Annotated in this window: 17 protein-coding genes; 6 read left to right on the top strand and 11 right to left on the bottom strand. The window is 49.7% G+C overall.

All coding sequences use genetic code 11. The features are described from left to right. Nucleotides 1-15: 15 nt before the first annotated feature. The 6 genes from accA to FO446_RS07200 form a co-directional block, all read right to left on the bottom strand. Nucleotides 16-972: an acetyl-CoA carboxylase carboxyl transferase subunit alpha gene (gene accA / locus FO446_RS07225; RefSeq protein ID WP_173608874.1), complete on the bottom strand. Its 957-nt coding sequence runs from the start codon at nucleotides 970-972 to the stop codon at nucleotides 16-18. Further along, the gene (accD, locus tag FO446_RS07220; protein WP_173608875.1) at nucleotides 939-1,883 is read right to left on the bottom strand and encodes an acetyl-CoA carboxylase, carboxyltransferase subunit beta; all 945 of its coding nucleotides are present in this window, start codon (nucleotides 1,881-1,883) and stop codon (nucleotides 939-941) included. The genes accA and accD overlap by 34 nt, the downstream gene beginning before the upstream one ends. A 20-nt stretch (nucleotides 1,884-1,903) precedes the next feature. Then, a complete protein-coding gene (locus tag FO446_RS07215; protein ID WP_173608876.1) occupies nucleotides 1,904-2,086 on the bottom strand; it encodes a glutamate decarboxylase in 183 nt (60 codons plus the stop codon). An 81-nt stretch (nucleotides 2,087-2,167) separates the two neighbouring features. Beyond that, nucleotides 2,168-2,839: a FadR/GntR family transcriptional regulator gene (locus FO446_RS07210; RefSeq protein WP_047070614.1), complete on the bottom strand. Its 672-nt coding sequence runs from the start codon at nucleotides 2,837-2,839 to the stop codon at nucleotides 2,168-2,170. 105 nt (nucleotides 2,840-2,944) lie between these two features. Next, complete coding sequence (locus FO446_RS07205) at nucleotides 2,945-4,189, bottom strand: NADP-dependent malic enzyme (protein WP_017250746.1); 1,245 nt, start codon at nucleotides 4,187-4,189, stop codon at nucleotides 2,945-2,947. 168 nt (nucleotides 4,190-4,357) lie between these two features. Beyond that, nucleotides 4,358-7,786: a DNA polymerase III subunit alpha gene (locus FO446_RS07200; protein WP_221867557.1), complete on the bottom strand. Its 3,429-nt coding sequence runs from the start codon at nucleotides 7,784-7,786 to the stop codon at nucleotides 4,358-4,360. A 169-nt stretch (nucleotides 7,787-7,955) separates the two neighbouring features. Here FO446_RS07200 and FO446_RS07195 point away from each other — a divergent pair, with 169 nt between their 5' ends. After that, a complete protein-coding gene (locus FO446_RS07195) occupies nucleotides 7,956-8,267 on the top strand; it encodes a YtpI family protein (RefSeq protein ID WP_173608878.1) in 312 nt (103 codons plus the stop codon). A 220-nt stretch (nucleotides 8,268-8,487) separates the two neighbouring features. Here FO446_RS07195 and FO446_RS07190 read toward each other — a convergent pair whose 3' ends face one another. The 3 genes from FO446_RS07190 to FO446_RS07180 all read right to left on the bottom strand — a co-directional run bounded on the left by FO446_RS07190 (nucleotide 8,488) and on the right by FO446_RS07180 (nucleotide 12,430). Continuing rightward, nucleotides 8,488-9,117: a DUF2087 domain-containing protein gene (locus FO446_RS07190; RefSeq protein WP_237900237.1), complete on the bottom strand. Its 630-nt coding sequence runs from the start codon at nucleotides 9,115-9,117 to the stop codon at nucleotides 8,488-8,490. A gap of 630 nt (nucleotides 9,118-9,747) precedes the next feature. Further along, the gene (locus FO446_RS07185; protein ID WP_137030251.1) at nucleotides 9,748-11,058 is read right to left on the bottom strand and encodes a DRTGG domain-containing protein; all 1,311 of its coding nucleotides are present in this window, start codon (nucleotides 11,056-11,058) and stop codon (nucleotides 9,748-9,750) included. Between the two features lie 214 nt (nucleotides 11,059-11,272). Then, complete coding sequence (locus tag FO446_RS07180; RefSeq protein WP_232774680.1) at nucleotides 11,273-12,430, bottom strand: DUF445 domain-containing protein; 1,158 nt, start codon at nucleotides 12,428-12,430, stop codon at nucleotides 11,273-11,275. A gap of 91 nt (nucleotides 12,431-12,521) precedes the next feature. Here FO446_RS07180 and FO446_RS07175 point away from each other — a divergent pair, with 91 nt between their 5' ends. From FO446_RS07175 to FO446_RS07160, 4 genes are read left to right on the top strand one after another with little or no spacing between them, the layout of a single operon-like run. Beyond that, nucleotides 12,522-13,967, top strand: coding sequence for a YheC/YheD family endospore coat-associated protein (locus FO446_RS07175; protein ID WP_237900236.1), 1,446 nt, complete (start codon nucleotides 12,522-12,524; stop codon nucleotides 13,965-13,967). A gap of 5 nt (nucleotides 13,968-13,972) precedes the next feature. Next, on the top strand, nucleotides 13,973-15,061 hold the full coding sequence (locus FO446_RS07170; RefSeq protein ID WP_221867554.1) for a YheC/YheD family endospore coat-associated protein: 1,089 nt from the start codon (nucleotides 13,973-13,975) through the stop codon (nucleotides 15,059-15,061). 3 nt (nucleotides 15,062-15,064) lie between these two features. Beyond that, entirely contained in the window at nucleotides 15,065-16,441 is a 1,377-nt protein-coding gene (locus tag FO446_RS07165; RefSeq protein ID WP_173608883.1) for a YheC/YheD family endospore coat-associated protein, read from the top strand. A gap of 41 nt (nucleotides 16,442-16,482) precedes the next feature. Next, nucleotides 16,483-17,790, top strand: coding sequence for a YheC/YheD family endospore coat-associated protein (locus tag FO446_RS07160; RefSeq protein WP_173608884.1), 1,308 nt, complete (start codon nucleotides 16,483-16,485; stop codon nucleotides 17,788-17,790). A 22-nt stretch (nucleotides 17,791-17,812) separates the two neighbouring features. On the opposite strand, the gene FO446_RS07155 is transcribed toward FO446_RS07160, so the two are convergent. Further along, nucleotides 17,813-18,001 (bottom strand): hypothetical protein, encoded by a 189-nt coding sequence (locus FO446_RS07155; RefSeq protein ID WP_229087978.1) that lies wholly within the window; start codon nucleotides 17,999-18,001, stop codon nucleotides 17,813-17,815. 124 nt (nucleotides 18,002-18,125) lie between these two features. On the opposite strand from FO446_RS07155, the gene FO446_RS07150 reads away from it, so the two are divergent. Next, on the top strand, nucleotides 18,126-18,923 hold the full coding sequence (locus FO446_RS07150) for a hypothetical protein (protein WP_237900233.1): 798 nt from the start codon (nucleotides 18,126-18,128) through the stop codon (nucleotides 18,921-18,923). A 54-nt stretch (nucleotides 18,924-18,977) separates the two neighbouring features. Here FO446_RS07150 and FO446_RS07145 read toward each other — a convergent pair whose 3' ends face one another. Next, a complete protein-coding gene (locus FO446_RS07145; RefSeq protein WP_173608887.1) occupies nucleotides 18,978-19,484 on the bottom strand; it encodes a hypothetical protein in 507 nt (168 codons plus the stop codon). Nucleotides 19,485-19,530 lie beyond the last annotated feature (46 nt).

Genomic DNA, 19,530 nt, shown 5'->3' with positions numbered 1-19,530 from the left:
AACGCCCCCTGTTTCTTACAGGGAGGCGAATTCTCCGATCTGCTTAAACTTCTCGTAACGGTCCTGTATCAATTCATCTGGAGTTAAACGCCCTAGCTGTTCTAGTTGTTCCGTGATGACCGCCTTGACCATGCCTGCCTGCGCGATCAAATCACGATGGGCTCCTCCGAATGGTTCATCAATAATTCCATCAATGACTCCTAATTCCAACAAATCAGGTGCCGTAATTTTCATCGTCTCCGCTGCCCGCATACCCAAGCTGGAATCTCTCCAGAGAATCGCGGCGGCACTCTCCGGTGCAATCACGGAGTAATAGGAATTCTCCAACATATAGATGCGGTTACCTACGCTAATCGCCAAGGCTCCGCCGCTTCCGCCTTCCCCGATGACGATACAAATAATCGGCACGCCAAATGTCGCCATTTCACGCAGATTGCGAGCAATCGCTTCGCTCTGACCGCGCTCTTCTGCCGCTTTTCCAGGATATGCCCCTGATGTATTGATAAAGCAGATGATCGGGCGACCGAATTTATCCGCCTGCTGCATAATGCGCAATGCCTTCCGGTAGCCTTCTGGATGAGCCATCCCGAAATTACGCTTGATGTTGTCTTTCGTGTCTTTCCCTTTTTGGTGACCGATAACCGTAACCGGACGTCCATCCAGCTTGGCAATTCCACCCACAATCGAATGGTCGTCTCCGAACAAACGGTCTCCATGAACCTCGATAAAATCAGTAAAAAGTAGTTGTATATAGTCCAAAGTCGTTGGCCGTTCCGGATGACGAGCCAGCTGTACGCGTTGCCATGGAGTCAAATTGCCGTAAATTTGCACAGCAAGCTCTTTTGATTTTTGTTCGAGACGCTGTACTTCGTCAGAGAAGTCAATTCCCTTTTCCTCAGTAAAACGGCGCAATTCCTTAATCTTATCCTGTAATTCTACTAATGGCTTTTCAAAGGAGAGCTCGCCTGCCATGTTTCTACTCCTTCCCGAGACGTGTGCATCTCTACCAGTTTGGACAGCGTATTTCGCATATCCTTACGGTGTACCACCATATCGAGTTGCCCGTTTTTTAACAAGAATTCCGCTGTTTGGAAGTCTTTTGGCAACTCCTGACGGATCGTTTGCTCAATGACTCGACGCCCAGCAAAACCGATCATAGCTCCTGGTTCTGCGATATTGTAATCTCCCAACGAAGAAAAGCTCGCTGATACCCCACCATATGTAGGATTTGTCATGACCGAGACAAACAGCAAGCGTTCGCGATCCAATCGAGACAACGCTGCGCTGGTTTTCGCCATTTGCATCAGGCTCAACACACCTTCTTGCATGCGTGCTCCACCAGATGCACTGAACAAAATGAAAGGCAAACGCCGTTCGATCGCTTGCTCAATTGCGCGCGTGATTTTTTCCCCGACGACCGATCCCATACTCGCCATACGGAAACGAGAATCCATGACCCCAATCACGATGCGGTTCCCACTCAGGAGACCTTCACCTGTAATGATCGCCTCGTTCAAATTGGTGTTGGCCATATCTTGCTCCAGTTTTTCCAAATAGCCAGGAAAACCGAGTGGATTGGCTGTTATCAAATTGGCATCAAATTCTTCTGTCAGAACCCCATCATCCAGAAGCGCTTGCAGACGCTCTGGAGCGGACATGGAGTAGTGGAACTGGCAGCCTTTGCAGACGCGCAAGTTCTTCTCCAAATCCTTCGAGTAGTGAATCGTCCCACAATGTGGGCATTTATTCATCAATCCCTCAGGGACTTCCTTTTCTTTCGTACCCGCTTCCTTGCTCATGTCGGTGGAAGCAGGGACACGTGCTAGTGTCTCTGAAGGAACTGTAGCGAATTTGCGCTTTTTCCCAAACAGATCTTTAAGCACAGGTACACCCACCTTTCTCTTCAGTGAAGGATCGTGCCGAGAACATCCCGGACTTCGTTTAGTTCGCTCTCGGGCACGAGAATCTCGTATTGCTTGGAGACCCTGCCTTCGCGAACCTTTACCAAAAACCCTTCATCTGTCAAACGTTGCTGTATCCGTTCTGCAATTCTAGCGCTAGGAGCGATGTAGATGACCGTCCACATGCTGGCTTCCTCCTCAATCGTCCAATACAGGTCTGCATCATCATATCACAGCGCCAGCGCCCCTCGCAAATTGAGGGAAAACTAAAGCTTGCTGTTCTCCAAATGCTGTTTCATTCTCTCTAATGCGACGTTCACATCGCCTTCGCGAATGGCTTCCATAATCTGTCGATGCTCTACGAGTGCTGCACTTGCTCTGCCTTCGCGCGACAGTGATTCAATGCGAATACTGTTGCTGTACTCAACCAAAGGCGTCCAGATGCGATGCAAAATCGAGTTACGGCTGGAGCGACATATGACACGATGAAACTGATAATCTTCCTCCGCAGGTACCTCGCCCCTTGCTACTCTTTCCTCTGCAATGGCCAGGATGCGTTCCATTTCATCAAAATGCTTGTCCGTCGCCCGTCTACAGGCTAGGCGGACAGCATCCAGCTCTAGCATTCGCCGCATTTCGATCAAGTCCTTCTTGGTTTTGGTATCCCGTAGGATAAAAAAGCCAAGAATATCGATCAGTCGATTGTGCCGGTAATGCTTGAGGAAGGTGCCTTCTCCGCGACGTGTCTCAATGAGTCCGAGCAGCTCGAGAGCCCGAAGAGCCTCGCGTACAGAGGAACGCCCTGCTCCCAGTTGTTCGGACAGCTCTCGCTCAGACGGCAGCTTGTCCCCGGGCCGCAAGTTTTGCTCCTGAATGATTTCATGAAGTTGCAGGAGAATTCCTTCGTAAACCTTTCGATCTTGAGAAGAGTCGAGCACGATTATCCCCCTTACTCGTACCTTCAACGAGGAGCACCCTCCACGTTTGTAAGAAGCCTACGTTTTTTCGCGGAGGGTGTCGTCGGTGCCTCGATAAAGAGTATTTTACGCTTCTTGGTAAGAGATAGCTGTCAATTTCGTTGTCTTTTGTTTTACTTCTTCCGGATCAACTGTGATGCGAGCAACACCTGTTTCCATCGCTGCTTTTGCTACTGCCGCAGCTACGTTTGGCGCAACACGTGGATCGAATGCGGAAGGGATTACTTTATCCGCAGTAAGCTCTTCTGGCGTGATCAGGTCTGCGATTGCATATACAGCAGCCAGCTTCATTTCTTCGTTGATCTCCGTTGCACGTACATCCAACGCGCCACGGAAGATTCCCGGGAATGCCAGTACGTTGTTTACTTGGTTCGGGAAGTCGGAACGGCCTGTACCGATTACTGCCGCACCTGCTTCTTTTGCTTCTTGCGGCATGATTTCTGGTACTGGGTTTGCCATAGCGAAAATGATCGGATCGCGGTTCATCGAACGAACCATGTCTTGTGTAACAGCGCCAGCTACGGATACACCGACGAATACGTCAGCGCCCTTCATTGCATCAGCCAGGTCACCTTGCAGCATGCTGCGGTTCGTAATTTTCGCCATTTGTTCCTTCACCGGGTTCATACCGAATGGACGGCCTTCGTACACGATTCCTTTTGTATCAACCATGATGACTTCTTTCACGCCCATGGAAATCAAAAGCTTCATGATTGCGATACCAGCTGCACCTGCACCGTTCGCTACTACGCGGATATCTTCCAGCTTTTTGTCCACCACGCGCAGCGCATTGATCAGACCTGCCGCTGTAACGATTGCTGTACCGTGTTGGTCATCGTGGAAAATCGGGATGTTTGTTTCGCGCTTCAGACGCTCTTCGATTTCGAAGCATGCAGGAGCTGCGATATCTTCCAAGTTCACGCCACCAAAAGTAGGCTCGAGCAGTTTTACTGTCTCTACAATTTTATCTACATCTGTCGTATTCAAGCAGATCGGGAATGCATCTACGCCTGCGAAGGATTTGAACAAAACCGCTTTCCCTTCCATAACCGGCATTGCTGCTTCTGGTCCGATGTTTCCGAGACCCAGTACGGCAGTACCGTCGCTGACTACTGCAACCAGATTGCCTTTCATCGTGTAATCGTACACTTTGGACTTGTCATCGAAAATATCTTTGCAAGGTTCAGCAACCCCAGGAGAATAGGCTAGACTCAGATCGTAAGCATTGCGAACGGGTACCTTGGTCACTGCCTCCAATTTTCCTTGATGTTTTCTGTGAAGCTCCAGTGCTTCCTCTCTCAGGTTGGACATGAGATCCCACTCCATTTCACGATAATAGTTTCTATGATTGCTTGTAGGCAGTAAAAACGCCTGGGGTATTCCAAGTGGTCTGACCACTCATTGAGTTATGCTCTCAATATAATAAAAAACTGTTCTCCTGTAAACCTGCCGAAAACGGCGAAAAAGGGAGGACATTCCTCATCCTCCCCAATTTATAGGCATTTCTTTCCGAATTACGCTGTCAGGCCCCACAATTTCTCGCGCTTGCTCCAAAAATGACTCATCTACGTCTACCCAATTTGCTTCTGGCAGGCGAATTGTCTGTCTTTTTCCCTCGTAGAAGAGGATAACAGGAATCGTTCCTTTTTTTTCGACAAACAAGCGTGAAAGTTTTTGCAGCGTCGAATCGTGCTCTTGCTCTGCAGATATTTTGACAAATAATACAGTCTCAGACTTCGGCTGCGGCAGCGTTTGTGCATCCCAGAAGCGGGAAGCCAAGAGCTTGACCATGTCTTCCTGGTGATCGACTCGGGCTTCTGCCACGACGATTTGTTCGCGCTCGAGCAGTGGCCCGTACTTCGCATACACCTGCGGGAAAACGACCAGCTCTACTGGTGCGGTTTTGTCCTCTAGCGTAATAAATGCCATCGGGTCCCCTTTTTTCGTTTGGATGCGTCTGGCTTCCGTAATCATTCCAAAGACTTTTACCGTCTTGTCGCGTGGCACATCCCCCAACGAAGAGATAACCGATACTTCCGGGCGGTTCGCGACATGAGCAAACTGATCAAGTGGATGACCGGAGATGTATACCCCGATCAAATCCCGCTCCTCTTTTAATTGCTGTGTATGTGAGAGCGGCGGTACCTCGGGATATTCTGCTGGCTCGCGCAAAGGTGTCGTATCTTCTTCTCCCGCAAATAGATTGAGTTGGTTGGCGTCTCGCTCAATTCTCTTGCTGTTTGCCTTCCCTACCGCTTCATCCAGCAATAGCAAAAGCTGACTGCGATGGCCTGGCAACGAGTCCAACGCGCCGCATAAAGTGAGCGACTCTACTACTCTGCGATTGACTAACCGCGCATCCACGCGCGCACAAAAATCAAAGACATCGCGATACGGTCTGCCTTTGCGCTCTTTCACGATCGATTCAATGGCACCGTAGCCGACGTTTTTCACTGCGGCCAAACCAAAGCGAATCGCATCCTGCTCCACTGTAAAGTAGGCCAAGCTCTTATTTACGTCAGGCCCGAGTACGGTAAGCTGCAGTCGCCGCGCTTCCTCCGTGTATTCGGCAATCCTCGTTTGACTTCCAATGGACAAGGATAATAGCGCTGCCATGAACGCAAGGGGATACGTTGCTTTCAAATAAGCCATCTGGTAGGCGATAACCGCATAAGCAACCGAGTGGGCTTTGTTGAAGCCATAATCGGCAAAGCGCACAATCAAATCGTAGACTTGATTGCCCAGCTCTTCTCCGTACCCTTGCCGGACACAACCGGCCACGAACTTCTCCCGCTGCTCCGCCAATAGCTCCCGTTTCTTTTTCCCGACCGCTCGGCGCAAAATATCTGCCTCACCAAGGCTGAAGCCTGCCAGTGTTGAGGAAATCTGCATGATTTGCTCCTGATAAATCATAAAACCGTGCGTCTCCCGCAAAATCGGCTCGAGTACCGGATGAGCGTACTGCACTTTGCTCTGCCCGTGTTTGGCGGCGATATACTGCGGGATAATCTCCATCGGCCCCGGGCGATACAATGCCAGAACCGCAATGATGTCATCAAGGCTGCTCGGCTTCAAATCTCGCAGCACATTGCGCATCCCCGAAGATTCCAATTGGAAAATGCCGGTTGTCTCCCCACGGGAGAGCATGCGAAACGTTTTCTCGTCGTCTGTCGGCAGCTTATCCAGATCAAGCGATATTCCCTGCTCCTGCAAATGACGCAACGTCTCCTGTATGATTGTCAAATTGCGCAAGCCGAGGAAGTCCATCTTCAACAAACCGACTTCTTCGAGAATCTCCATCGGATACTGAGTAAGGGCCAAGCCTTCGTTGCCCGTCTGTAATGGAACGTAATTCTTCAGCGGTTCACGCGAAATGACGACACCCGCCGCATGCGTAGAGGCGTGACGCGGTAAACCTTCTACGCCCCTTGCCGTTTCGATCAGTTGTGCTGCCTGTTTGTTTTCTGCGCACAGCTTGCCGATATCCGGGTTGATCTGCATCGCCCGTTCAATCGTCATGCCTGGCGATTGCGGAATCATTTTGGCAACACGATCCACGATGCCCAAAGACAAGCCTAGCGCCCGTCCAACATCGCGCACAGCTGCACGAGCCGCCATCGTACCAAAGGTAATGATCTGGGCGACGCGATCATGACCGTATTTGCTCGCTACATAGTGAATGACTTCGTCACGACGCTCTACGGAAAAATCGATATCAATATCGGGCATCGTCACCCGCTCTGGGTTGAGGAAGCGTTCAAAGAGCAAGTGAAAGCGAAGTGGATCGACATTCGTGATTTTCAATACGTACGCGACCAGGCTACCTGCCGCAGACCCGCGTCCAGGTCCCGTCGGTATCCCGTTCTCGTGAGCGTACCGCATGAAATCCCATACGATCAGGAAGTAATCGGTGAAGCCCGTCCCTGTAATAATCGCCAGCTCGTGATCCAGACGCGCTTGTGCCTCTGGCGTAATCTCGCCGTATCGCTCCCGGCAGCCCTTTTCACACAGTTCACGCAAATACTGCGTCGAATCTTGTCCCTCTGCCAAAGGAAATTCCGGCAAAATATGCACGCCAAAGGTAAGGTTCAGCTTGCACCTGTCAGCAACTGCTATCGTATTCGCTAACGCCTGGGGAGCAAAGGCAAAGAGCGCCGCCATTTCCTCGGCACTTTTCAGATAGTATTGATCCGTCTCATAGCGAAAACGGTTTTCTTCGCCAACCGTCTTGCCTTCCTTGATCGCCAACAAGATATCATGCTGCTGGTGATCCTCCCTGTGGATGTAGTGAACGTTGTTCGTCGCAATCAGCGGAATCCCCGTCTCCTGGCTCAGTTTCACGAGACGAGCATTCAGCCTGCGCTCCACTTCCAGTCCGTGATCAGCCAGCTCCAAGTAAAAATGGTGCTCTCCAAACATTCGCTGATACTTGCGGGCTGCTTCCTTCGCAGCGTCCGCTTCTCCAGCCAGTAACAGCTTGGGTACTTCCCCTTGCTGACAGCCGCTTAGTGCTATGAGGCCGTCTGTATGCTTTGCCAACACTTCTTTGTTGAGACGCGGAAGGATGTAGTTGCCGTCTGTGTTCGCGATTGTCGCCAGCCTCAGGAGATTCCGGTAGCCCGTTTCGTTTTCAGCGAGAACGATCAGATGACTAGGCGGCGGTGCATTTCGCACGCGATCTTGAAGATTTCCCTCTATTACGTATATTTCCATCCCGATAATCGGTTGGATGCCTGCCTCCAGACAAGCTTTATAAAACGGGATCGCCCCGTACAGATTGGCATGGTCTGTCATCGCCAGTGCATGCATGCCCAATTCGCTGGCTCGCTTCACTAGCGCATCGATACGTGCTGCTCCATCCAGCAGACTGTACTCCGTATGAACATGCAAATGGACAAAGGAGGTCATGATATTACCCCTCTCACTTTTCACGATTGAAACTTTCTCTCTTACATTATACCGGAAGTATAGCCCATACGGACGATAAGAACAAACGTTCTTACTTGTGTTTGACCGTTATCCCCTGATTTTGGTAGGATGGGTAATACCAGAATGGCTAGAAAGGATGAATCCATCTATGTGGTCTGCCTTTTACATGACCGGTATTCTCGCTTCCCTAGTAGCCAGCGTCTACTATAGTATCCATGCTCGCAGACGAGGCATCCATCCGCTTGAATCGCGTATGCTGCTGGGGAAGATGAATGTGTCATTGGGGATACTCGTTTCTTTGTTCGGCATCAATCAGTTTACTTTTGATTCGCTCGATACGATCCGCATTGTCGTTGCATTGATCATGCTGATTGTAGGGGCTATGAATTTATTTTTGGGAACGCGCAATTATTTCCGTTATCGTACAGCTTGGCAAGCAGAATTGAAAAAAGGGGTATAAAAAAAGGGCATGAGAACAAATTTACGTTCACATGCCTTTTTCATTTGGGGAGAAGCAACGCTGGAAATACTTTTCCTCTATTCCCAGCTGTTTATCATACAAACCCGATAGAGCTCTCGCTATAATGGATTTGTGTGACATTCTATTGCTTCGACAACCTGAGCGGCAGTGCCGAAGGTTGTCCTTTTTTCTGTTCAGTTCAGGAGGGAACGATTCCCAGCTATTGCAGGTCTTCGGCTTTTGCCCACATTTCCTCCGGGTTCAGCTCGTAGATGCCTTCTTCCCGATACATATAATGATTCATGATGAATTCCCTGCGAATCGTAGCATAATCTTCGTGGAATTGGCGAATGTATTCGTTGATCTCTGGTTCCTTGTATTTGCGGTCTTTTTCTAACCCTCGAACCATGTATTCAAAGACGATCAGCTTTTTCTTACGCTGGGACGGGATTTGTTTCAGCTTGCCATCTGACGTAATGAAGCTGCGAATGACCTGCATTTTTTCCGCTGCCATCTGATGCCTCCTTTGAACATGAGAATTGTCTTGTGCAAAAATGTCCTCTGCTGTCGAATCCTTTGCTTTTTCCATGACGTTCACGATTGCCTGCGACTGGCGTTTTACATTGGCTTCGTGCAGGTAAAAGTAAATGGTGTTTTTATCACGCCGTTCGTAAACGACACCTGCTTCCCGAAGCTTTGCCATATGGTGAGTAATAGTGGGAGGTGTCACACCGAGCTTGCCTGCCAACGCCTGTCCATGCAGGGGGCCATTTGCCAAAATCGCGAGAATGCGTACGCGCGTCGGGTCTCCGAGTGCTTTGTAAAAGGTGACGAGTTGGTCTAATTGCAAAATGGGGTACTCCTTTCTTTGATTGATCGTTTCAATTAGATGATGTTCTAATTAGATGATAAGTTGCATTGCTTTTCCTGTCAATTCTAGGACGTTTAAAATACCCTTAACCGTTGCTGTTAGTGGCAGCGGAAAAAGGGAAACCGCGTCCAAAGTAGTCCTCCCCATGGAGCATGTTCAGAGGTGGACGCTTAAAGGCGTGTTTCCCTTTTTCCACTGCGCCTCGGCTGGTGTCCCAAAGAGCCTCGCTTATTTCTCCTTTTTCCTTGAATCGGCTGTCTGTTTAGTTGCGGCTTGATTTGTTCGTTTATCAGGATGATTTTCGCCTCATGAATTAACTTTCAGGATGCCTTTACCAAAGCTGCGTAGAAGAAGCGCATTTCCAGTCCAAGCGCCTCTGGAGCCCATCTCAGCGTAGGAATAAATGGCGGGGAATTTAAGCTTCACTTATGGAATACTTCCTCGAAACTTCAACGTTTGAAGCGCTCCCGCCATTTATTCCGAAGCGGACAGTTCACACCCCTTGCGGGGCGGAGGCCGAAGCGTAGACTGGAAATGCGCTTCTTCTCCCCCACTACAGCCACTTTTCAACACAAAAAAGAACAGTCCATAAGAGACTGTTCCTTTCTTCTAACGCTCAATTATTTGCGCCGTAATCATAGCCTGCCCCACGAGCTGTTCGCCATGGAATACCGATACTTCGACTTTTCCGAAGCGGCGGCTGATGTCCAATAGGCGCGGCTTCACTTCGATATGGCTTTCCATCTGGACTGGCTTCAGGAAATAGACGGTGATATTTTCCGGTACCATGTCTCCTCGACGATGATGACGCAACAGGTTACAAGCAGCCTCGACCATGACCGTCGTCATGATTCCGCTGGCAATCGTACCGAGGTGGTTGGTCATTTGTGGGCTCACATCCCCCAGATAGACCATCTCATCTGCCTGTCGCTCCTCACGGAAATGGGACATGATCAGATTCGGGAACGTTTCACTCATCTGTGGTTGCTTAGCTGTAAATTGCAGTGCTTTTAACACGTCGTTGCGGCTCAAGACCCCTACGAGCTTGCGATGATTGTCTACGACAGGCAATAGCTCGATTCCTTCCCACACCATGGTGTGCGCAGATGACGCTACGGATACCCGCGGCGAGGTCGTGATCGGGTTCTTCGTCATGACCTTGTCGATCATTGCAGTCTCCTCATGACCGATGATGTCTTTGGAGGTAACAATCCCGATCAGCCGCATCTGCTCGTCAACAACGGGGAATCTCGTGTCCTGATACAGCTCCGTATACTGGTGCCACTTGGCAACAGAATCTGAAGTCAATAAGACAGGCGTTTCTGCTAGCGGCTTCAAAATATCCTCAACCATTACGATTTCTTTTTTGATCAGGCGATCGTAAATGGCCCGGTTAATCATCGAAGCTACCGTAAAGGAGTCGTAGCTAGAAGAGATGATTGGCAGCGCTAAGCGGTCAGCCAGCTGCTTGATTTCCTCGCTTGTATCGAATCCCCCGGTAATTAATACTGCAGCCCCTTGCTGCAAAGCGATTTTGTGCGCCTGATAGCGGTTACCGACAATCAAGAGACTCCCGGCATCGATATAGCGCATCATGGCTTCGAGCTGCATGGCCCCTATTACAAATTTATTCAAGGTCTTGTGTAAGCCTTCGCGTCCGGCTTGCACATGACCATCGACGATGTTCACAACCTCCGCAAAGGTCAAACGTTCAATATTTTCCTTTTGCTTCTTCTCGATTCTCACCGTACCGACACGCTCAATCGTGCTGACGTATCCTTGTGTTTCCGCTTCCTTGATCGCGCGGTATGCAGTCCCTTCACTCACATCCAGGTCTTTCGCGATCTGCCGCACGGAAATCTTCGAACCGATCGGAAGGCGATCAATATGTTGCAAGATTTGTTCATGCTTCGTTGCCATATTGCTATTCCCCCTTCCTTTTCTCCCACCCGTTCCATGTACGTGCGCTCCTTCGACCAATATACCCGAAGGCGGGGCAAAAAAAAAGGGTAGCTTTTTCGAAAGCTACCGACCAGAAAGTATATCATTAAGGGGGTTTTCATCGTGCTTTTATCATACCCAAGGAATATTACAGGATTATTACAACACAGTTACAGTTTCTTTTCAGTTTTGTTTAACTGAGTAAATTTGCCAATATACCTTGGACAAGCCCAATAATCCCGCCGAGGATAAATCCAAGCACGGTAATCATACGGAATTCCTTGCCTGAGATTCCGACTACCATCTCTTCAATTCTTTCAATCGGGAAACCCTCTACTTGCCGGGTAACAATATCCCGGATGGCCAGGCGCGAAAATATTCTCTCTATGTTTTGTTGCAGCGTGTCCACCATCCACTTGGCCAAACGAGGAACGAGTTCCGTTGTCACCGTTTCAGAAATAGGCGCCGTCAAACGAGACAGAGGCTCGTCCACGATGCGCAGGCTTTGCTCCTCCAGCTTGGCAAAGAGCTTCCGCGCCCAATCGTCCACCTGATCTCGCCCAATCCAGGCAACCACTTCACCCACATTTTTGTCCAAGAGCTTGTCCGCTTCCTTATGTAAAAAGTGGTGCACGCGTTCTGAAAGCTCTCTGCTTTGCAAAAGCTCATCGAGATACGGGAGAATCTTGCCCAAAATCTTGTCATCCCCAAGAAACATCCCGACCAAGCCACCAAACATGCCTCCGCCTCCACCGAGTAATCCGCGAACCATGTTTTGCAAGGTTTGCTGGCCTTCCGGGGAATGCAAATATTCACGGAAACGTTTCAAGAGTAATTCGCTCACACTGCCAAGTGCAGCATCCAAACGCTCGCGTCCATTGTCCGTTACCAACTCTCGCAGTTTTTTCTCTTCATATTGTGCCAGAACCTGATCGACAAAGGTACCCCATTTCGACTCGATAGGCGCGCGGACACCCTCACTCCACGTTCCGTCTTCCTTAAATAACTGTGGCATCACCGTGAGCAATGCTTGACGCAGACTACGCTCATCTGCCATCCAATCCCGAGCGATGGTGTTCATCCATCCTGTCAGTGTGCTCTCCAAACCACTTTGGTTCAGCGCACGCTTGACCCCCTCTGTCGTCAGCAAATGTTCTTCGACGAGTCTGCCCATTTGTATCGCGATATCGTCCCGTCTTCTCGGGATCAAACCCGGGGTAAAAGGCACTTTCCATCTGCCTATATACCACGGTTTTACTGGTTTAAACAGCATTCGGATGGCTAACTCATTCGTCACTCCACCGATGACAGAGCCTACTGCAATGTTCACTAATAGTATCCAAGCGTTCATAAATCCTAACAACCTCTCTTCTCTACATGGCACCAAACGTTTTGGATGCTCATACCATAGACTAACTTTGCCTGATGGGAAGGGGATACTCATGTCCTACGTTCCAACAATCGTTGTCGAAAACGAGATAATATCGGAAGTAGACCTTTACCTGCCCCAGGCGCACTTGCGCAAATGGAATCTTTCAACACCATCCACCATTGCGGTCCAATTTGGGAGCAAAACCGTTTCCGCACGTGTAGGCGGTTGGGAACGGGGAGGCAAAACCTCGGGTAAAACCTTCATTCGACCCTCTTTAGCTCAATCACTTTATCTACCCAGGGGCGTTCCTCTCTTAGTCCGTTATGATGCGAGTCAGAAAATAATCGTTTTCGGACCGTATGTAGGTGTTCTTGTTTCAGGCTACAATGCAGCGGTCTCGCAAGGACCGTTTGGACACCTAAACTCTTTCTTCCATGAGATGTCCGATATCACCCGCAAACGCGGAGGGATCCTTTGCGCATTTCGGCTTCAGGATGTCAACTGGGATGCAGGAATCGTGCGCGGCCTCGTCAGAAAGGGAGGCGTCTGGAGACAGACCTTACTTCCGCTTCCGCAATGCATTTACAACCGGCTCGTATCCCGCCAACGCGAACGAAGCGAACAGATGGCCAACTGGGTTCAACGCTGCAAGGACGCTTCCATTCCCTTTTTTAACGAGCGTTTTTTGAATAAGTGGCATGTACACGCCGCACTCGAGAATCAACCGACAGCCTCCGAACATCTTCCCAGTATGGTTCGTTATTTGAAACAGGAAGACCTGCGGCAAATGCTATCTACCTATCGCACCGTTTATGCAAAACCAGCTAACGGAAGCATGGGGCGCGGGATCATTCGAGTTCGCAGTTCGCCCGAGGGATACCAGCTCGCGTTCCCAGGAGGATTGCGCAAATCATTTGCTAGCATTCAGGGCTTACATCAGTATTTGCAAAAAAGGACAAAAGGCACATCCTATTTGCTGCAGCAAGGGTTACCGTTAATCGGCATCCAAGGACGACCGACAGATTTTCGTGTATTGGTGCAAAAAGACCGAAAAGGCGAATGGTCCGTCACTTCCATGGTCGCTCGCCTGGGATTAAACCGCATTGTTTCCAATATATCCAGAGGCGGGCAGATGATGACTCCCCTTCAGGCGCTGCGAGTATGTGGACCTCGGGCGAGTGCGATTCGACCTTCTCCCCAAACGTTACACGCCGTAGCACTGAAGCTCGCAATCCTTTTAGAGGAATCACTGCCTGGGCATTACGCAGAATTCGGAATTGATCTGGGAGTCGACGTCCATGGACGGGTGTGGCTATTGGAGGTCAACAGCAAGCCATCCAAGTCAGCCAAAACTGTTCCGCTGCCTGAGGGTGCCGAAGAGCTGCCTCGGCGTGCTCGCCCTTCTGTCATTCGCATGCTGGATTATTCCGCCTTTCTAAGTGGTTTTCCCCGGACCATTCAACCACAAAAGACGATAAAAAGAAAACCGAAACGCAACAATAACAGGCGAAGGTGACCTACATGACAGCATCCGAGAGAAGTCTTGGCATCATGGCCCGGTGCCAAGGCTCCCACTTTGTAGACAAAGGGTACTACAAAAAGCTTACGCTCTATGGACGCAAGCACGGTATTCGCGTCTTCGTTTTTTCACCACGTCAGGTTAACTTTTCCACGCGTATGGTAAAAGGCTTCGAATATCGCAATGGGTCCTGGCACGCGAAAGACTTCCCAATCCCCACCTTTATCTATGATCGTTGCTTTGTGGGCCCATCTTATCGCCACTATAAACCATTTGTGGAAAAGTTGCAAAACGATCGCAACATTACGTTTTTGGGGCATGGTCTGTCTGGAAAATGGCAGGTGCACCAGATGCTCGTTAAGTCCCCTCTCCTCGCCCCGCTGCTACCACCTACTGAAATATTCTCATATCCTGTGCTTCATGCAACCTTGGAAAAATACGGGGCAGCCATCATTAAACCTATGGCGGGAACTCACGGTATTGGCGTCGTGAGAATCAAAGAAATGCGCAGTGGCTATGAAGCTTCCGGACGAAACCGGGACAATAAACCTTTCACCAGGCGAATTCATGACACTGCCGGATTAAAAAATTTTGTGTCAGTCTTTACTGCCGGCCGCAAGTTCCTGGTACAGCCCTATTTGGAGTTGCATACCCCGGATGGTACCCCATTCGATGTCCGTGTTCTCGTTCAAAAAAACGGGCTGGGTAAATGGGGAACAACGGGCAAAGCTGTGCGCCTGGGAGACAAACGCAGTATCACCTCCAATTTGCACGGAGGAGGGAAAGCAACACCTCTGGCCTCTTTCCTGCCCCTTCACTTCACATCCGCAAAAGCGGCACGCATCGAGCAAACAATCAACCGAGTGGCGGAAGAACTTCCCCGTTTTTTGGAAGAGTCACACGGCAGACTCGTTGAGCTGGGAATCGATATTGGCATCGACACCGCAGGTAATGTTTGGATCATCGAGGTAAACAGCAGACCAGGGCGAACTGTTTTTCGCATGATTGACGACCCGACTGCGCAACTGCATTCGATTACTCAGCCTGTTCGCTACGCCCAATATCTCATGAAAGAGCGTGTAGGAGGTTAAAGCATGGAAACGTTCAGAATGCGGCTTCGCTTCCTTTCCAACCCACGTATCAGTGGGATTATCCTGCCAGCTACTCTCTTCCAACAGCTACAGCTACGGCAACGCCAAAAAATTAAAGTCTTACTGGGTAAAAAGGAAGTAGTCGCAACTGTCTTACAAGATAAACGCAATCCGGATACGAACGTCATGAAAGTGACAACGCTCTTGCAAACGGAGCTGGGCATTCCTCATCCTGGCTTGATCCAGCTCAAACTAGAGGGCTCCGCACTCCGGATCGGTCCTTCCATCGGGATCGTTACGACTGGCATCAGACGAGATCCCAAGCAACCAATTGGCTCTCGCACCTCGTTTTTTTACAATTTGTTACAGGCACAAGAAGGGAAAGGCGTTTTCTACTATATATTTTCCCCAAACGATGTGGACTGGGAATCCAATACGGTCAAAGCGTGGTTTTTGCGTAGAAACAAGTCAGGTGGATACTTTTGGAAAAAGCATGTTACCGCTATGCCCGACGTCGTCTATGATCGCATTCCCTCTCGTTCGGCAGAAAAACATGAAGCCGTTCAGGAATTCAAGTATCGACTCGCCAGCTACCCCAATTTACCGATGTTCAATCAGGGCTTTTTTAACAAATGGGGCGTGCACCAACTGCTGTACCCGAATCCAGAAGTGAATGAGCATATCCCGGAGACTTACACCTCTCCGTCCCTTACAACAGTTCGAAACTTGCTTCGTAAATACCCTATCGTTTATTTGAAGCCCAAAAATGGAAGTCTCGGGTACGGAATTGTCAAAGTTGTTCGCCAGGCCGGCGGTGGCTTTACTGCCTCTTATCATACAGGCAGCGGCAATGTCAAAAGACAATTTTCCAAGCTGTCCAGCCTTTATCAGCATGTCTTCCGTAGTCGCCGGGTCAGTGCGTATCTGGCACAACAGGGCATTTCGCTCATGACCTTCCATGGACGACCGTTTGATTTCCGTGTTCACTTGCATAAAAATCAGCAAAATGAGTGGGTCGTCTCCTGCACGGCAGCCAAGGTTGCTGGTTCTGGCAGCGTAACTACCCACGTACGCACTGGTGGAACTGTCATCCCCGGCGATGACCTGTTACAACACCTGTTTGGCAAACAAAAAGCCCTCATGACCCAGCGAATTTCCGATGCCTCGATCCGACTCGCTACCGCGATTGAACTGGCAAAAGGAATCGATTTAGGCGAATTGGGGCTGGACATGGGGATTGATACGCAAGGTCATGTCTGGATGTTCGAAGCGAATTCCAAGCCTGGCCGTTCTATTTTCAAGCACGCCCGTCTCAGGCAGGCTGATCAAGAATCACGCAAGCTGCTCGTCGATTATAGCTGTTACTTGGCCAATTTCTAGTCACACGCGATCTGTACCGTTTTTCAGGAAGGAGGAACACCATGCTTCAGCAGCGCTCCGGGTGGCTGACGATCCTCCCTAGCGGTAGATGGTTCGTACAGTTACCTCGGCTAGTCCTTAAACGCTCGCCAAAGCCACTGGTCGCCAGTCTTGGTCCCTTTTCTCATACGAAACGGATATACGCTGGTTTACCCCGCGTGCAAGCAAGCCGCATTCGTACACGCATTAACTGGAAAATGGCGGACGACTCCCTGAAGCTTGGCCCATTATTTGGCATATTGACTGTTGGTGAAGGGGCAGCATTTTTAGGAAACCGAGAGAACTTCAAAGATATTTCTCAATCGGGAAAGCAATGGGGTGCACTCGTCTATGTGTTCACTCCACAAGGAATCAATTGGGAGAAGAAAAAGGTGCGCGGCTATTTGTACAACAATCGTCTAAACTCGTGGCAAGAGGTGATTCTGCCTTTCCCCCATGTGGTTTACAATCGAATTCCGACGAGAAAAGCAGAACGGCGACCTGAAGTCCGAAGAGCATTGAACCGCATACATGAGATGCCAAATGTCACATTGTTTAATCGCGGCTTTTTTGACAAGCAGCAGCTGTTTACGATGCTTGAGTCCCACCTGGAAGTGCAAGCCTTTCTACCGGAGACGAAACAGCTGGACACCTTGGCTCGCTTTCGAAGCTTTTGCACAGAACATCGCTTTGTCTACTTGAAACCTGTGCGCGGTAGAGCTGGTCAGGGAATTATGCGCATTGATTTCAAAAACGATAAGTGGTTCCTGCAACGGTTAAAGGAGCATAAGGCCATTACTCGACGCTTTTCCAACTTGAATGAAGTATGGAAGCATATTAGACTTCATGTCAAACAGCAAAAGTACATCATGCAGCAAGGTATCCGTCGTGCCCGTTACAACGGCAAACCTTTTGATGTGCGCGTCCTCGTACAGAAAGATGGCGAGGGCGAGTGGAGTGTAACCGGGGTTGGCATCAGAAGGTCCGGCTCGCAAAGCATCACCACTCATGTGCCACGCGGCGGCTCAATCCACTCGTTATCAACCGTTATGCAAGCCTTGTTTCATAATCATCACGAGCAAATGGAAAGACACATTCACGATACAGCGCTCGCTATCGCACGATCATTAAATGAAGAATGGACGGATTTGGCTGAGATGTCGATGGACCTTGGCTTGACAGAAGAAGGAAAACTATGGCTCTTTGAAGCAAATGCAAAGCCGGAGAAATTCGATGAACCATCGATTCGACGATTATCGCTATCAAATTTGATCCACTACGCACAACATGTCTCCCACTTGCCAGGCAAGCGAGGGAGTGCCGCAGGATAAAGGAGTCGAGCAGCACTTTGATTCACAGACGACCTTCGTGCGATTTGCCCGTCAGGAAGGGGAACGGCGCATCACCCAACGAACGACTGGCTGACGCGATTGACCCCCAAGCTGTTGACTTATAATGGGTCAATCCTTCCTGGTTGTAGATAAACGCTACCGCAAAAGGTGAATCGGCATGCTGGCTGTACGTGCGGGTAGCACTGAACAATGAGGCAAGTCTCACGTTTTGCTTTAAAGGAACATGCCGTTTAGACTCCGGCATGTTTTTTTCGTTATCGGATGCATGACAAAATCGAGCTTGGAAAAAATAATCCATGGAGGTGGTCTTAACCATGACCTACACAAATAACAATATGATGCAATCCCAGCAACAACCGCAATTTTTTGGAGCAGTAGGCCCTGCAGGTTCGATGTTCCAACCAGGCTTCGCCGGAACCAACGTACAAGAAGTACAATATTGGAACCAAGGCGGCCATGCACAATCGCTCGGAACGCCTTCATCTGCTGCATCCTTCAGTGGCGGAGTCGGTGGTGCCCAATCCATCTTTTCCCCAGGCTTTGCGAATACCAATGTACAAGAAGTAAGACAACAAAATGCTAGCTATCCAGTACAACAACAACAGCAACAATTTGGTTTTGGTCAAAATCAGGCATCCCAGTACATCCCAGCGCAGCCATCGTATCAACCAGCATTTGGTGGAGCGAACGCGGTCTTTTCTCCTGGCTTTGCTGGAACTAATGTTCAAGAGGTTCAGGCGCGAAATCAAGCTGGCTATAACAGCTTCGCGGGTCAAACTGGCTTCGCAGGTCAAACTGGCTTCGCAGGTCAAACTGGCTTCGCTGGACAACCTGGATTTGTGAACCAAGCCGGAAACGCTGGCAGCATCTTTTCCCCGGGCTTTGCCGGAACCAATGTTCAAGAAGTACGCCAATTGAACAACACCGGATTCGGTCTGCAAGCACAGCAGCCTCAACCCCAACAGCAGGCTTTTGCTAATACAATCGGCATGGGAGCACAATCTGTCTTCACTCCAGGTTTTGCTGGCACGAATGTACAAGAGGTGCGCCAATTGAACGCTCCAGGTCAGGCTGCTCCACATACAGGATCAATCTTCCCTGGCACTTTCTAAATGAGAAAAGCGTGACCATCCATCGCGACGGTCACGCTTTTTATTATCGGTGGTTCAGCAATCTACATTTTCCCAAATCGCCTGATACACGGCGTGCAAATCTCGCAGACTCTCTTCATCCACTGTAAAAATAATACTGCCAAACACGTAAGCATCCTTCTGCACGCAGGACCATCCATCTCCGATTGGTTGAAACTGCGCCTCCACACAAGCCTCCGTTTGATCCAGCAGTTGCCGTACCGCTACATGCTTTTCCAACGATGGTCGGTATCTTTCCATCACTTGCGCAAGGCGTTCATCCTGACGCGCCAGCCGATACAGGGCAAGCTCAATCTGGAGCCAGCAGGTCACATAAAAATGGAACTCCAAAAATAACGTGTGTACGGCTGCACGGATTTTGTCGTGGTCACCAGTTTCCAAGGCCGCCCGTGCTTCCTGCTTTTTCTCCTGAATCAAGTCAAAATGACTGACAGCTCCGCGGTAAAATTTGCGCACCACGTTGTACAACATCTCTGGTGTACGCTGCGGGAGATTGCGATGTCGTTTTTGCACATCTCGCATGACTTGTTCTCCTCTTTCCGACACTCGTTTTCTCCTATTGTACAAC

Origin of the sequence: Brevibacillus brevis (assembly GCF_022026395.1) — a bacterium.
Classification (GTDB): Bacteria; Bacillota; Bacilli; order Brevibacillales; family Brevibacillaceae; genus Brevibacillus.
This window is presented reverse-complemented; position numbering and strand designations above follow the sequence as displayed.